Origin of the sequence: Agarivorans sp. B2Z047, assembly GCF_023373605.1 — a bacterium.
Taxonomy (GTDB): Bacteria; Pseudomonadota; Gammaproteobacteria; order Enterobacterales; family Celerinatantimonadaceae; genus Agarivorans; species Agarivorans albus.
Window position 1 is genome coordinate 1,197,182 of the sequence record NZ_CP088080.1, and the last position, 13,673, is coordinate 1,210,854.

Genomic DNA, 13,673 nt, shown 5'->3' on the forward strand with positions numbered 1-13,673 from the left:
GTTTTTAACCAACATTAAACGTAAGGTGAATCTGAACCATGAATGAGATTGTGAACTGGTTAAACGATGTGCTGTGGGGCAACTTGCTCATCTACTTGTTGTTGGGTACGGGTGTGTTGTTCACCGTAAGAACCAAATTTATTCAATTTCGCCATTTTGGTCATATGTTTTCGGTAATGAAGTCTAGCCGTAAATGTGATGCTAGTGGTATCTCCTCATTTCAAGCCTTATGTACTAGTCTTGCGGCGCGGGTAGGTACCGGTAACTTAGCCGGTGTGGCTGTTGCGGTAACCTTAGGTGGGCCTGGTGCGGTATTTTGGATGTGGCTAATCGCCTTGTTGGGTATGGCAACTAGCTTTGCTGAAAGCAGCTTAGCCCAGCTTTATAAAGTAAAAGACAGCGATGGTAATTTTCGCGGTGGCCCGTCTTATTACATGGAGCAAGGCTTAGGCAAACGTTGGATGGGCATGGTATTTGCCATCTGTCTAATCATTGCATTTGGCTTAGTGTTTAACGCTGTACAAGCTAAATCTATAGCTTCTGCTTTGCATGAAGCATTTGGCTTTGAGAAATACCTAGTGGGCTTAGTACTGGTGATTGCGGCTGCGCTGATTATTTTTGGCGGTATTCGCAGCATCGCTCGCTTTGCTGAGTTGATGGTGCCAGTGATGGCCTTAGCTTATGTGGTAGTGGCCTTACTGGTTGTATTGGCGAATATTCAACAAATGCCAGAGGTGTTCGGCCTTATTTTCCGCTCGGCTTTTGGTTTTGAGGAGGCTGGTGCTGGTGCTTTAGGCGCGGCGATGATGAACGGTATTAAGCGTGGCTTATTCTCCAATGAAGCTGGTATGGGTAGCGCGCCTAACGCAGCGGCCACAGCAACGCCTTATCCGCCGCACCCTGCTTCTCAGGGCTATGTGCAGATGCTTGGGGTATTTATCGACACTGTGGTGATTTGTACTGCCACTGCAGCGATTATTTTGCTTAGCCACAATGAACAACTTACTGGTGATGGCATTGCACTAACCCAGCAAGCTTTAAGTGGTCAAGTGGGTGCCTGGGGAAGCTACTTTGTAGGTATTGCGATTATTTTCTTTGCTTTCACATCGATAGTGGGTAACTACTCGTATGCAGAAACTAACTTAATCTTCTTAGAGCACAACCATAAAGCCGGTTTGTGGATCTTCCGCTTATTGGTACTAGCAATGGTAATGGTAGGCGCAGTGGTCAAAATCGACATTATTTGGAATTTAGCTGATGTATCGATGGGCTTTATGGCGCTAGTCAACCTTGTGGCTATTTTGATGCTCTCTGGTGTGGTAGTGAAACTAGCCTCTGACTACAATCGTCAGCTAGACGCCGGTAAAGTGCCAAGTTTCAACAGCGACGAGTACCCAGAATTGAAACAGCAAATAGATAAAGATATTTGGTCTGGCTCAAGTAAATAGAAGGCTTAGTTCTTCAAACAAAAAAGCCTCGATAGTATCGAGGCTTTTTATTAACTAATTTAAGTGAACTACTAGTATTGCTCGGCGCACCAGCTTTCAAAAATTAAGGCGGCGGCTAGGCTATCAACAGCGCCTTTTTCTAAGGCTTTATAACCGCCTAACTCAAATAACTTTTCTTTGGCGTCTACCGTGGTCAAGCGTTCATCTTGCATCGCTATTGGGTAGCCAAAACGGCCATGTAGGCGGTTGGCGAACTTTTTAGCTCGGTTAGTGAGATCTTGCTCGGTGCCGTCCATGTTAAGTGGCAAACCAATTACCAGTAGATCGGGCTGCCATAGCTTGAGCAGTTCTTCTAAAGTTTGCCAATTTGGAATGCCATCTTGAGCTTTGATGGCGGCCAGCGGCTTAGCTGAGCCCGTTAACTCTTGACCGATGGCAACACCAATACTTTTGGTTCCAAAGTCAAAAGCAAGGGCTGAGCGCTCTCCAGATCTGGCCATTAAGCGTGACCTACTTGGTTAGACAATTGCCAGATATCAATGCCCAAACTTTTGGCCGCGGCTTCCCAGCGTTTATGAATGGGGGTTGAGAAAATAATGTCGGTACTGGCCGGTAAGGTTAGCCAAGAGTTTTCAGCAATCTCTTGCTCCAGCTGTCCGGCTTCCCAGCTGGCATAACCAAGGGTGACGATATAATCACTGGGCTGGGAATCAGTGCCTAAGGTGTCGAGCACGTCCTTAGATGTGGTGACCATGAGCTCTTCACTCACTTTTAAGCTGCTGCTAAAGCCTTTTACCGGTGAGTGCAGCACAAAGCCTCGCTCCTGCGACACAGGACCGCCTTGATAAACCGGGCGGTCCAAATCTTCTCGGATCATTTCTACTTGGTCTTGCAGCTCTATTTGTTGCAGCAGCGATTCCACCGACAAGTCTACTGGTACATTAATCACCAGGCCCATTGCGCCTTCTTCATTATGTTCACACATATAGACTACAGAGCGCTTGAAGAAAGGGTCTTCTAAGCTCGGCATGGCGATTAAAAACTGATTCTGCAAAGTGTTCATTGCGTCCAAATTAACCCTTTTAACTACTTAGGTTGATGATTTAAGTCTAGCTTCTATTGCATCCATTAACTTACCGGTAATGGAAATATCGTAGGCTGCTTCAATTTCTTTGATACAGGTAGGGCTGGTGACGTTTATTTCAGTCACTTTATCGCCAATTACATCTAAGCCTACAAATACTAAGCCTTTTTCTTTTAGAGCCGGGCCTATGGCATTCGCGATGTGCCAGTCGCTGTCTGAAAGTGGTTGAGCAACACCTCGGCCACCTGCAGCCAGGTTGCCACGGGTTTCGCCTTTCGATGGAATGCGCGCCAAGCAATAGGGCATAGGCTCTCCATCTACAATCAAAATGCGTTTATCGCCATCTACAATCTCTGGGATGAACTTCTGCGCCATGCAGTACTCTTGACCATGATTAGTGAGAGTTTCGAGTATCACGCCAACATTTGGATCGCCTTCTTTTAGGCGAAAGATCGACGCTCCACCCATACCATCTAGTGGTTTCATGATGACGTCTTTGTGCTGCTGGTGGAAAGCTTTTAAGCGCGGCATATCACTGCTAACTAGCGTGGTTGGGGTAAACTCGGCAAACCAGGCTGTAAACAATTTCTCGTTAGCGTCGCGTAAGCTTTGCGGCTTGTTAATGATTAAGCTGCCCTCGGCTTCGGCGCGCTCCAAAATATATGTGGCGTAGATAAACTCGGTATCAAATGGAGGATCTTTACGCATTAAAATGACATCTAGCTCACTCAAGCTTTGATCCACTTCACTGCCTAATTCATACCAAGATTGCTCGTCATGTTGTACGGCTAATGGGCGCATATTAGCTGCAGCTCTGCCGCCATCTAAATAGAGATCTTGCATCTCCATATAGTAAATCTCGTAGCCGCGTGATTGAGCTTCTAGCAACATGGCGAAACTAGAATCTTTTTTGATGTTAATGTCGGCGATGGGATCCATCACGATACCAAGTTTAATGCTCATTTATGCTAAGTCTCCAAATTGACATTGCAAAGCGGTAATAGCCGTAAGGGCAGCGGTTTCGGTTCGCAGTACCCGCGGCCCTAAAATTGTCTCTTGAAACTGATGCTGATTGCAGTTCTCAATTTCTTGCTCGCTTAAGCCACCTTCTGGCCCAATAAGTAGCCTTATTCCGTGTTCAGGAGTTGGCAGGGTCTTAATGCTATATGGGGCCTTTGGGTGCAAATTCAACTTCATAGCGGCAGACTCTTCACTGGCCCATTGCTCTAGGCTTTGCAGTGGCGCTATTTCTGGCACAACACTGCGCCCCGACTGCTCACAAGCAGCAATAGCAATTTTTTGCCATTGTTGGCGCTTCTTCTCAAAGCGCTCTTGATTGAGCTTGACCCCACAACGCTCGCTGGTGAGTGGGGTGATTTTATTTACTCCCAGCTCCACGGATTTTTGAATGGTAAACTCCATTCTGTCACCACGAGAAATCACTTGGCCTAGATGGATATGCAGAGGAGACTCGCTAGGGTTAGCGGCAACTGCGGTAATTTTCACCGACACGTGCTTCTTACTGGCGTTTTCTATTTGTGCTGCGTAGTTATTGCCATCGTTATTAAACAGCTCCAGTTGCTGGCCAGCTTCCATGCGCAGTACCCGCCCAACGTGATTGGCTGCTTCATCATCAAGCTCTGTGACCATGTTTAGCGAGAGCGGCAGAGAGTGGAAAATTCGTGGAATGCGCATGGTGAAAAATAGGCCCTTTGGGTTGTTGTATTGGTTAAGGATTTGACTGTTAAAGGATAAACCTAAAAAGTAGTTAAGCCTAGAATAGCAAAACTAGAATTACAGTTATTTTGTATTATTTGTTGATTTATATCCTGATTCCTTCATATTGTTGCTTTTGTCGATAACGAAAAGGAAATCGTGTTGTTTATTAAATGGACTTTACCTCTAGCCTCTTTATTTCTCTTTAGTGGCTGTGCGAACCTAAATCAAAATGCAGAGAGCATTGCGTTGGCTTATCAAGCTGATCCTGCATTTTCAATATCAGAAGAGACCAAGGAGCTGGTATTAAGCCATTGTAATACCAACGTGGAAACTCCTCCTTATTTACGCCAGCAATGTTATTTCAAAGGAGATGTTTTGGTTATAGAACGCAGGCTTCGTGATAAACGTAGAGGCTGGACTGCAAATTCAGTTGGTATAATGGAAAGCTGGCTTACTAAAGTTGTTTGTGACGAAAGTAATTACTTAGAGAACTCTGCACTTAACGATGGCTTAGGTTTTATGGTTGACCTTAAAGGTGGTCGTAATGGGTTACCTACGAAGGTGATTTCAAAAGAGAGTTGTATAGCGAGTGAACAAACTTAGCATTGAAAGAGTGGTTGTTGGCAGTTTCGACATTTGTAAGCAGCCCCTTTTAGCACTTTGTTATGACGCCGTACGCTTAATTGATGAACTTGGCAGGCACAGCGATATTCAAAACTGCTTAGCTGTAGATGTTCTAGTGAGTAGTTGTGAGTGGTAGCTGCGGGGCAGTTAAAAACCTGCTGCATTATCTGTTGCCATTCTACACCGTGGGGTTTTACTCGACCGTAAACCGCGTGGCAGACCAGATGAGCCACTTCGTGAGGGACGGTTTGTGCTAAAAAGTGTTCTGGTTGCTGTTGATAAAAGTGGGCGTTAAAACGCAAGCGCCATTGGCTTAAATTGGCGCTGCCCGCCACTTTACTTTTTCGCGATGACAGCACCAGCTCGGGGCGCTTAAAGCTTTGCTTAAAATAGCTTTCAGCCAGCCTAAAGCACTGTTCTACTTGATGAGTTATTTGCTGCACAAATTGTATTCTTAGACTTAGCCAATAAAAAAGCCGAAAGGATAATCGACGATTATACGCTTTCGGCTTAATTTAACGAATGAGCAATAGCTTATAAGCCTGCTTCACTCTTTAGTAGTTCTGCTTTATCAGTCGCTTCCCAAGGGAACTCTTCACGACCAAAGTGACCATAAGCAGCGGTTGCTTTATAGATTGGGCGTTCCAAATCTAGCATGCTTAAAATACCGTAAGGGCGCAGGTCAAAGTGCTTACGCACTAAAGCCACTAATTTGTCATCGGCAATTTTGCCAGTGCCAAAGGTATCAATGCTGATTGAAGTCGGCTCCGCAACACCAATTGCATACGATACTTGAATCTCACAGCGATCGGCTAAACCTGCGGCAACAATATTTTTAGCTACATAGCGGCCAGCGTAAGCGGCACTGCGGTCAACTTTTGAAGGATCTTTACCTGAGAATGCACCGCCACCATGGCGTGCCATGCCGCCGTAAGTATCTACAATAATTTTACGACCGGTTAAGCCACAATCACCCATTGGGCCACCAATTACAAAACGGCCAGTAGGGTTAATGTGGAACTGGGTCTTATCGTTAAGCCACTGTGCAGGTAGCACTGGTTTAATGATTTCTTCCATTACGGCTTCACGTAAATCGGCAGTAGAAATGCTGTCACAGTGCTGAGTAGATAAAACTACAGCGTCAATGCCAGTGATAATGCCATTCTCGTAAGCAAAGGTAACTTGTGATTTAGCATCTGGGCGTAACCAGTCAAGCGTGCCATTTTTACGCACTTCTGCTTGGCGCTTAACCAGCAAGTGTGAGTAAGTAATTGGTGCAGGCATTAATACGTCGGTTTCGTTGGTGGCATAACCAAACATTAAACCTTGGTCACCAGCGCCTTGATCTTCTGGGCGTGAGCGGTCTACACCTTGGTTAATGTCTGGGCTTTGTTTGCCCACAACGTTAAGCACTGCGCAAGAATCAGCATCAAAACCCATATCCGAGTGGGTGTAGCCAATGTCACGTACTGTTGAGCGAGCAAGTTCTTCGATATCAACCCAGGCAGAGGTATTGATTTCGCCGCCTACCATTACCATGCCGGTTTTTACGTAGGTTTCACAGGCTACACGTGCCTTTGGGTCTTGCTCTAAGATTGCGTCCAATACTGCATCAGAGATTTGATCTGCAATTTTGTCTGGATGCCCTTCAGACACTGATTCTGAAGTAAATAAATGAGTAGCCATGTTTATATCTCGTAAATGGAATTATATACGTATGGATGTTTTACCATCTGGACGTCTATTCTAAGTGAGGGGTAAAAGATTTGCTAGCGCTTATTAATGAAAATAATTCACATTGGCAGATTAGTTTTATTGAATTTGCCCACTAGTACGCAGGCTTTCAGCTTTAAGATCTTAGCAAAAACTATTTTGTTGCTAATCGCTTAGCTTTCTTTAGGGGCTGGTGGTAAGTCAGAACGGCAGATACAGAGCACTGCTTAGAAAAGCCTAAATGTTAGATCTTAATTTGAACTGTAAAGCATTTAGCCACTTTTAAAGCGGCTAAGTGTACAATTTTGAGTGCAAGTTGCGTTGTTAGGGCTTGCTCAGCTCGTGCTTGATCCAGTTACTCATGTTTTGCCTGGTTTCAAGTCCGGTTTTTCGAGCGATTTCTTCGTCGCCACGCACAATCACTACGACCGGCAGAGTAGAAACTTGATACTTGCTACGAGCGGTTCTGTCTTCACTCAAGTTAATTAGCTCAATTTTTTTGTCGTTCTGCTGGTTATAAAGCAGCACCAAATCGGCTTGAATTTTACTTTGGTCATTTCGGTCATGCACAAAAGAGACTAAGCGAATTGGAGGACGAGGGCTACGGGTTAAATCTAGGCATTGGCCGCCATCATCGTATTCTTTACACGACCAAACAAAGTCGTGGTACTTAAGAGTTTGCGAATAGAAGTATTGGCCAGCATCGAACTTTTTGATGCTAGGTATGTGCTTGGTCGTTTCACCATGTTCATCGCTGAAGCTTTTAATCACTCGACTATTAGCTTGGAAGGTGGTGGTGTCAGTATTTACGGCAGCAAAAACTTGACCTGAAAACCAAGCCATTATTAACAGTACAACTGGGCGGCGCATAAAAAAATCCCTATAAAATACAAAGCCACTATTAATATCCGTGTCATTCTAGAACACTTAAGCCTGCAAGCCTATCGTATTTTTCTGTGATACCGTTCTCATTTTCATTTCGCGTAGTTTTTCCGGTGAATAGCTCCTTTCTTGTCTTATTTGACAGGTATTATCGGCTCATTTTTGCTAGTTAGGGTTTTGCTATCTGTAATGCTGGGACTGGGCTATTCGTTTCTGCATTTGTTGGGAGAGCGCTGCTCCGTTTATCTAGCTAGCGAGTTGTTTTGGTAATAGAGAATGCGAGGGTGTTTGTATTTAAGCTGTCTCTTTGTCGTCGCCGCTATTGCTGAGTCTTACATTTAACTTTGCTGCAACTGTTCACTATCTAGCGTTTTGTTTTCTTCCTTAACTAGAACGGGGCTATTGATTAAGCGGATTTGCGCATTGAGTAGTTGCTGCTCAATCAAACTGGGTGAACGGAAGATATATTTGGCAATGGCACTAGCGCACAAACACGCCACTATGGCTGGTATAACAATTTCAACCTGCATGGTTTGTTCGGTAATTAGCAAAAATGCTGCCCAGGGGGTGCGAAATACTGCGCCAAACATGGCGCCCATACCTACTATCACTAGCATTAAGTCTGCGCTGTTAGGAATAACCTCGCCAATGATACTGCCTAAAATACCGCCAATTACCAACATGGGGCCCAAACTGCCACCGGGTAGGGCAAAGGCTAAAGCTACAGTGGTTAAGACGATCCTAGCTAATAACCAGAGGTGCTGTTGGCCAAGGTCTAGCTCCCAATAAAGTAAACCGTTTGGCGTAATAGGTTCTAAACCTAACCATTGAGGGTTTAGTAGTCCTGCTAAAGCGGTCACACTAGCCGCAATAGTTACTGCATAGTTGCGGTTAAGTTTAGGCATGGCGCGAATAAGCTTAACCAGCAAAGTAGCAAATACACCACACAACATGCCGAGTAAGGCAAACTGCGCTAAACCATGCCATTCAAAAGACTGTGGAGGCAGGTTAATTGTTAACATGCTTCCACCATGTAATTGCGATATAACGCTTGCTGTTGCTGCCACCACCGCAATGGTGGCGATAGAGCGCCAGTTAAAGCGGCGCATGACTAACTCATAAGCTATCACCGTACCGGCTAATGGGGCATTAAATAAAGCCGCTACTGCCGCGGCGGTGCCACATGCAACACTTAAGCGTACTTGACCTTCGGTTAAGCGCGCGGAGTAAGACAAATTACTGGCAACAACCGCACTTAGATAACAGGCGGGGCCTACTATTCCCACAGCATAGCCACCCCACGTTAACAGCAGGCCTACCGCAAACTGATATATCAGGTTACCCCAGTGCAGCTGCCCCTCATCAAAGTGGTAAGCCTTCACCACAAAAATTAAACCCACTTGTTTGTAACAACTAAATAAGCGCTCAAACAACAGAATACAAATAGCCGCAATAAAGGGCAGTGAATAAGCAGGTAACGGCGAATCAAGAAACTGATTAGGGTTGAGGTGGGCGAGATCACTAAACAATAATGCTAAGCCACTGGAGAACAAACCTATGAACAGGTAAACAAAAAAACTGCGGCTGCGAAAAGCAAAGTTGTTCGCCATTTTTTGTTTAACGTCCTTGTTTGGTTCTTATATCAAGACTTTATCACGAAGATTCAAACTGTAAATATGCGATTGCTTAAGCATTCAGCAGAAAAAATGCATAAAACTGGAGATTCTTTTTAGATAAATATTGAGTAACACCGTTGACTTTGTGACAATACGCGCCTCTCGATACCCAATAGCCCTAATATTTGCAGGAGAAATTCATGTCTTCTCGTCGTCAATACGCCAACGCTATTCGTGCTTTAAGCATGGATGCAGTTCAGCAAGCTAACTCTGGTCACCCTGGTGCACCAATGGGAATGGCAGACATTGCTGAAGTTCTATGGCGCGACTTTTTGAAACATAACCCAACTGACCCAAACTGGGCAGACCGTGACCGCTTTATTCTATCTAACGGCCATGGCTCAATGTTGCTGTATTCTCTACTGCACCTATCTGGGTATCAGCTACCTATTGAAGAGCTTAAAAACTTCCGTCAGCTGCATTCTAAAACGCCTGGTCACCCTGAGTACGGTTATGCACCTGGCGTAGAAACCACCACTGGTCCATTAGGCCAAGGTATTACCAACGCAGTAGGTATGGCGCTAGCCGAGAAAATCTTAGCGGCTCAATTTAACCGCGATGGCTTCCCAGTAGTTGATCACTACACTTACACCTTCCTTGGTGACGGTTGTTTGATGGAAGGTATCTCGCATGAAGCGTGTTCTTTGGCGGGTACTCAAGGCTTAGGCAAACTTATCGCATTCTGGGATGACAACGGCATCTCGATTGATGGTGAAGTTGAAGGTTGGTTTACCGATGACACAGTTAAGCGTTTTGAATCCTACGGTTGGCACGTAATTGGTGGCGTAGATGGTCACGACAGTGAAGCGATTAGCGCTGCAATTAAAGCTGCTCAAGCTGAAACTACTCGCCCAACCATGATTTGTTGTAAAACCGTTATTGGTTTTGGTTCGCCAAACAAATCTGGTAGCCACGATTGTCACGGTGCTCCACTAGGCGCTGAAGAAATCGCTGCTGCCCGCGAATTCTTAAACTGGCCACACGCTGCGTTTGATATTCCACAAGATGTTTACCAAGCGTGGGATGCCAAACCTAATGGTGAAAAAGCGCAATCAGAGTGGAATCAGTTATTTGCTGGTTATGAAGCTGCTCACCCAGCATTGGCTGCTGAATTTAAGCGTCGTGTTGATGGTCAACTACCTGCCGACTGGAAAGAGTTTGCCGATAACTACATTAGCGAGTTGCAAGAAAGCCAAGCTAAAATTGCTACCCGCCAATCTTCACAAAAAACACTAGAAGCCTTTGGTCCTAAATTGCCAGAGCTACTAGGTGGTAGTGCTGACTTAGCGCCATCTAACCTTACTATGTGGTCTGGCTCTGAAGCTGTTACTGCTGAAGATGCTTCAGGCAACTACATGCACTACGGTGTTCGTGAGTTTGGTATGTCGGCCATTATGAACGGCATTACTTTGCACGGCGGCCTAAAAGCTTACGGTGCAACTTTCTTAATGTTTATGGAATACGCGCGTAACGCTTTGCGTATGGCTGCATTAATGAAGCAACCTGCGATTTTTGTATACACGCACGATTCAATTGGTTTGGGCGAAGATGGCCCAACTCACCAAGCAGTAGAGCAAACAGCAAGCTTGCGTTTAACGCCTAACATGAGCACCTGGCGCCCATGTGACTCGGTTGAGTCTGCAGTAGCTTGGCGTCATGCGGTAGAACGCAGCGACGGCCCAACCTCACTAATTTTCTCTCGCCAAGGTCTAGCGCCGCAAGCGCGTGATGCTCAGCAGTTAGCTGACGTAGCACGTGGTGGTTACGTGCTTAAAGACAGTGCAGGTACACCAGAGTTAATCTTAATTGCGACCGGTTCTGAAGTAGAACTAGCAGTTGCGGCTTACGAAGAGCTGACTGCTGCTGGTAAAGCAGTACGAGTAGTGTCTATGCCAGCTACCGATGTATTTGATGCGCAATCAGCTGAATACCGTGAATCGGTATTACCTAATGCTGTGCGCAAGCGTATTGCAGTAGAAGCCGGTATTGCTGACTTCTGGTACAAGTACGTTGGCTTCGACGGCAAAGTTCTAGGTATGACTACCTTTGGTGAATCAGCGCCTGCTGGTGAACTATTCAAGCTATTTGGCTTCACTAAAGAAAACTTAGTGAGCATGGCTAACGAACTACTATAAGCGCTAGCTTGGTGTAAGTTCAGTAAAAAATAGAACCCTCTGCTAAGAGGGTTCTTTGTTTCAGCGTTATCAAAAGGCGATATGTATGCCTAAGCAAGCTATTAGAGTAGCCATCAACGGATTTGGTCGAATAGGCCGTAGTGTGGTTCGCGCTCTTTTTGAATCTCATCGTCAGCATCAAATTAAAATTGTCGCGATTAACGAACTGGCAAGCCCAGAAGCTATGGCTCACCTGCTTAAGTACGATTCTACCCACGGTACTTTTGCCGAAGATGTACTGCTCCAAGGCGAAACATTGCTGGTGGAAGGGCAAGTTATACAGTTGCTACATCAAAGCGATCCCAGCACACTATCTTGGCAAGATCTTGAAGTAGACATTGTGATGGAATGTACTGGCCGTTTTAGCTCGGTAGCCGATGCGCAAATGCATATTGACGCAGGTGCTAAGAAAGTTTTGTTTTCTCATCCTGCCGATCCTTGCGTAGACCAAACAGTAGTCTATGGTGTAAATGACCAGCTATTAAGTGCAGCCGATAAAGTGGTGTCAAATGGCTCTTGTACCACCAATTGTATTGTGCCGGTGATACAGGTCTTAGATGAAGCCTTTGGGGTTGAATGTGGTACTATTACTACAATTCACTCGGCAATGAACGACCAACAAGTGATTGATGCCTACCATAAAGACTTACGTAGAACACGTGCTGCAGGGCAATCAATAATCCCGGTTGATACTAAGCTGGCTAAAGGTGTAGAGCGGATCTTACCTAAATTTGCAGGTAAATTTGAAGCAATTGCGGTAAGGGTGCCAACGCAGAACGTTACGGCGATGGACTTAAGTGTAACATTGTGTAAAAAAGTTACAGTTTCTGATATAAATCAAGCCATCCAAGCTGCAACTTGCGGTAAATTAAGCGGCATCTTGAGTTATACCGAAGAACCATTGGTGTCTATCGATTTTAATCACGATAGTCATTCAAGCATTATAGACGGTTCACAAACCCGGGTAAGCGGCGAACATTTAGTAAAAGTGTTGGCCTGGTGTGACAACGAGTGGGGCTTCGCCAACCGTATGTTAGACACCGCTGAGTTAATGAGTAACACGGAATTGTAGGTTTAGCCATGCTGGCTAAACTGTAAGTTTAAATTGAAACTATAGAGGACAGATAATGTCAATTATCAAAATGACCGACTTAGATCTTGCAGGCAAACGCGTATTTATCCGTGCTGATCTAAACGTTCCAGTAAAAGACGGAAAAGTAACTTCAGATGCACGTATTCTTGCATCTCTTCCTACCATCAAGCGTTGTCTAGAAGCTGGCGCTAAAGTAATGGTTACTTCTCACCTAGGTCGTCCAACTGAAGGCGAATACGCAGAAGAGTTCTCTCTAGCTCCTGTAGTTAACTACTTAAACGACGCATTAGACTGTGACGTTAAATTAGCTAAAGATTACCTAAATGGCCTAGAGCTAAACACTGGTGAATTGGTTGTTCTTGAGAACGTTCGCTTCAACAAAGGCGAAAAGAAAAACGAAGAAGAGCTATCTAAGAAGTATGCTGCATTGTGTGACATCTTCGTTATGGACGCATTTGGTACTGCTCACCGCGCCCAAGCTTCAACTCACGGTGTAGGCACTCACGCTCCTATAGCATGTGCTGGCCCTCTTTTAGCTGCTGAGCTAGAAGCATTAGGTAAAGCGATGGACAACCCAGAGCGTCCACTAGTAGCAATTGTTGGTGGTTCTAAAGTTTCTACTAAACTAACCGTACTTGAGTCTTTATCTAAAATTGCTGACCAACTAGTAGTAGGTGGTGGTATTGCTAACACCTTTATCGCTGCTGACGGCCACAATGTAGGTAAGTCTTTATACGAAGCTGACCTAGTAGATACTGCTAAAAAGCTAATGAAAGAGTGTGCGATTCCAGTAGCTACTGATGTTGCATGTGCTAAAGCATTTGACGAAAACGCAGAAGCGGAAATTAAGCCAGTATCTGAAGTACAAGACGACGACATGATCTTCGACTTAGGTCCAGATTCTACAGCAGCACTAGCTGAAATTATTGGTAATGCTAAAACAATCCTTTGGAATGGCCCAGTTGGCGTATTCGAATTCAAAAACTTCGAAGCCGGTACTGCGGGTATTTCTAAAGCTATCGCAGAATCTGCGGGCTTCTCTGTAGCGGGCGGCGGTGATACACTAGCGGCCATCGACAAGTTTGGTATTAAAGCCGATGTTTCTTACATCTCTACTGGCGGCGGCGCTTTCCTAGAGTTTGTAGAAGGCAAAGTATTACCAGCTGTAGCCATGCTTGAAGAGCGTGCAAAAGGCTAATTACTTGATCGGGAGCTTCGGCTCCCGTTTTCTGTATTAGAATGTTCTATACAGAAATGAAT

General features: G+C 45.1%; 13 protein-coding genes. 5 read left to right on the forward strand and 8 right to left on the reverse strand.

The genetic code is table 11. The features are described from left to right. Positions 1-38 precede the first annotated feature (38 nt). The gene (locus LQZ07_RS05625) at positions 39-1,448 is read left to right on the forward strand and encodes a sodium:alanine symporter family protein (protein WP_152780450.1); all 1,410 of its coding nucleotides are present in this window, start codon (positions 39-41) and stop codon (positions 1,446-1,448) included. Positions 1,449-1,519: 71 nt separating this feature from the next. On the opposite strand, the gene ruvX is transcribed toward LQZ07_RS05625, so the two are convergent. From ruvX to rsmE, 4 genes are read right to left on the reverse strand one after another with little or no spacing between them, the layout of a single operon-like run. Beyond that, positions 1,520-1,948: a Holliday junction resolvase RuvX gene (ruvX, locus tag LQZ07_RS05630; RefSeq protein ID WP_016400858.1), complete on the reverse strand. Its 429-nt coding sequence runs from the start codon at positions 1,946-1,948 to the stop codon at positions 1,520-1,522. Further along, positions 1,948-2,511 carry a YqgE/AlgH family protein gene (locus tag LQZ07_RS05635; RefSeq protein ID WP_016400859.1) on the reverse strand — a complete coding sequence of 188 codons (564 nt, stop codon included), beginning with the start codon at positions 2,509-2,511 and terminating at the stop codon, positions 1,948-1,950. Before LQZ07_RS05635 ends, ruvX begins: the two co-directional genes overlap by 1 nt. A gap of 27 nt (positions 2,512-2,538) precedes the next feature. Beyond that, a complete protein-coding gene (gene gshB, locus LQZ07_RS05640; RefSeq protein ID WP_016400860.1) occupies positions 2,539-3,495 on the reverse strand; it encodes a glutathione synthase in 957 nt (318 codons plus the stop codon). Continuing rightward, a complete protein-coding gene (rsmE, locus tag LQZ07_RS05645) occupies positions 3,496-4,227 on the reverse strand; it encodes a 16S rRNA (uracil(1498)-N(3))-methyltransferase (RefSeq protein WP_152780448.1) in 732 nt (243 codons plus the stop codon). It abuts the gene before it with no gap. Positions 4,228-4,410: 183 nt separating this feature from the next. Here rsmE and LQZ07_RS05650 point away from each other — a divergent pair, with 183 nt between their 5' ends. Further along, positions 4,411-4,854, forward strand: a complete 444-nt coding sequence (locus LQZ07_RS05650; protein WP_152780446.1) for a hypothetical protein — start codon at positions 4,411-4,413, stop codon at positions 4,852-4,854. Here the strand turns inward: LQZ07_RS05650 and LQZ07_RS05655 are convergent. The 4 genes from LQZ07_RS05655 to LQZ07_RS05670 form a co-directional block, all read right to left on the reverse strand. After that, positions 4,851-5,390 carry a SprT family zinc-dependent metalloprotease gene (locus tag LQZ07_RS05655; RefSeq protein ID WP_371923309.1) on the reverse strand — a complete coding sequence of 180 codons (540 nt, stop codon included), beginning with the start codon at positions 5,388-5,390 and terminating at the stop codon, positions 4,851-4,853. The two genes, LQZ07_RS05650 and LQZ07_RS05655, sit on opposite strands and share 4 nt — an antisense overlap. 19 nt (positions 5,391-5,409) lie before the next feature. After that, positions 5,410-6,561, reverse strand: coding sequence for a methionine adenosyltransferase (metK, locus tag LQZ07_RS05660; RefSeq protein WP_016400864.1), 1,152 nt, complete (start codon positions 6,559-6,561; stop codon positions 5,410-5,412). A gap of 351 nt (positions 6,562-6,912) precedes the next feature. Further along, a complete protein-coding gene (locus tag LQZ07_RS05665; protein WP_016400865.1) occupies positions 6,913-7,458 on the reverse strand; it encodes a hypothetical protein in 546 nt (181 codons plus the stop codon). Between the two features lie 350 nt (positions 7,459-7,808). Beyond that, entirely contained in the window at positions 7,809-9,080 is a 1,272-nt protein-coding gene (locus tag LQZ07_RS05670; protein WP_152780444.1) for a chloride channel protein, read from the reverse strand. Between the two features lie 206 nt (positions 9,081-9,286). On the opposite strand from LQZ07_RS05670, the gene tkt reads away from it, so the two are divergent. The 3 genes from tkt to LQZ07_RS05685 all read left to right on the forward strand — a co-directional run bounded on the left by tkt (position 9,287) and on the right by LQZ07_RS05685 (position 13,611). Next, positions 9,287-11,281, forward strand: coding sequence for a transketolase (gene tkt / locus LQZ07_RS05675; protein WP_016400867.1), 1,995 nt, complete (start codon positions 9,287-9,289; stop codon positions 11,279-11,281). An 85-nt stretch (positions 11,282-11,366) separates the two neighbouring features. Next, positions 11,367-12,392: an erythrose-4-phosphate dehydrogenase gene (gene epd, locus LQZ07_RS05680; RefSeq protein ID WP_152780442.1), complete on the forward strand. Its 1,026-nt coding sequence runs from the start codon at positions 11,367-11,369 to the stop codon at positions 12,390-12,392. A gap of 55 nt (positions 12,393-12,447) precedes the next feature. Next, on the forward strand, positions 12,448-13,611 hold the full coding sequence (locus tag LQZ07_RS05685) for a phosphoglycerate kinase (RefSeq protein ID WP_152780440.1): 1,164 nt from the start codon (positions 12,448-12,450) through the stop codon (positions 13,609-13,611). The last annotated feature ends 62 nt before the right edge of the window (positions 13,612-13,673 follow it).

Excerpts from the sequence above, each read along its gene's own strand:
- LQZ07_RS05625 (WP_152780450.1), top strand. The coding sequence starts at position 39 with ATGAATGAGATTGTGAACTGGTTAAACGATGTGCTGTGGGGCAACTTG.
- ruvX (WP_016400858.1), bottom strand. The coding sequence starts at position 1,948 with ATGGCCAGATCTGGAGAGCGCTCAGCCCTTGCTTTTGACTTTGGAACC.
- LQZ07_RS05635 (WP_016400859.1), bottom strand. The coding sequence starts at position 2,511 with ATGAACACTTTGCAGAATCAGTTTTTAATCGCCATGCCGAGCTTAGAA.
- gshB (WP_016400860.1), bottom strand. The coding sequence starts at position 3,495 with ATGAGCATTAAACTTGGTATCGTGATGGATCCCATCGCCGACATTAAC.
- rsmE (WP_152780448.1), bottom strand. The coding sequence starts at position 4,227 with ATGCGCATTCCACGAATTTTCCACTCTCTGCCGCTCTCGCTAAACATG.
- metK (WP_016400864.1), bottom strand. The coding sequence starts at position 6,561 with ATGGCTACTCATTTATTTACTTCAGAATCAGTGTCTGAAGGGCATCCA.
- LQZ07_RS05665 (WP_016400865.1), bottom strand. The coding sequence starts at position 7,458 with ATGCGCCGCCCAGTTGTACTGTTAATAATGGCTTGGTTTTCAGGTCAA.
- LQZ07_RS05670 (WP_152780444.1), bottom strand. The coding sequence starts at position 9,080 with ATGGCGAACAACTTTGCTTTTCGCAGCCGCAGTTTTTTTGTTTACCTG.
- tkt (WP_016400867.1), top strand. The coding sequence starts at position 9,287 with ATGTCTTCTCGTCGTCAATACGCCAACGCTATTCGTGCTTTAAGCATG.
- epd (WP_152780442.1), top strand. The coding sequence starts at position 11,367 with ATGCCTAAGCAAGCTATTAGAGTAGCCATCAACGGATTTGGTCGAATA.
- LQZ07_RS05685 (WP_152780440.1), top strand. The coding sequence starts at position 12,448 with ATGTCAATTATCAAAATGACCGACTTAGATCTTGCAGGCAAACGCGTA.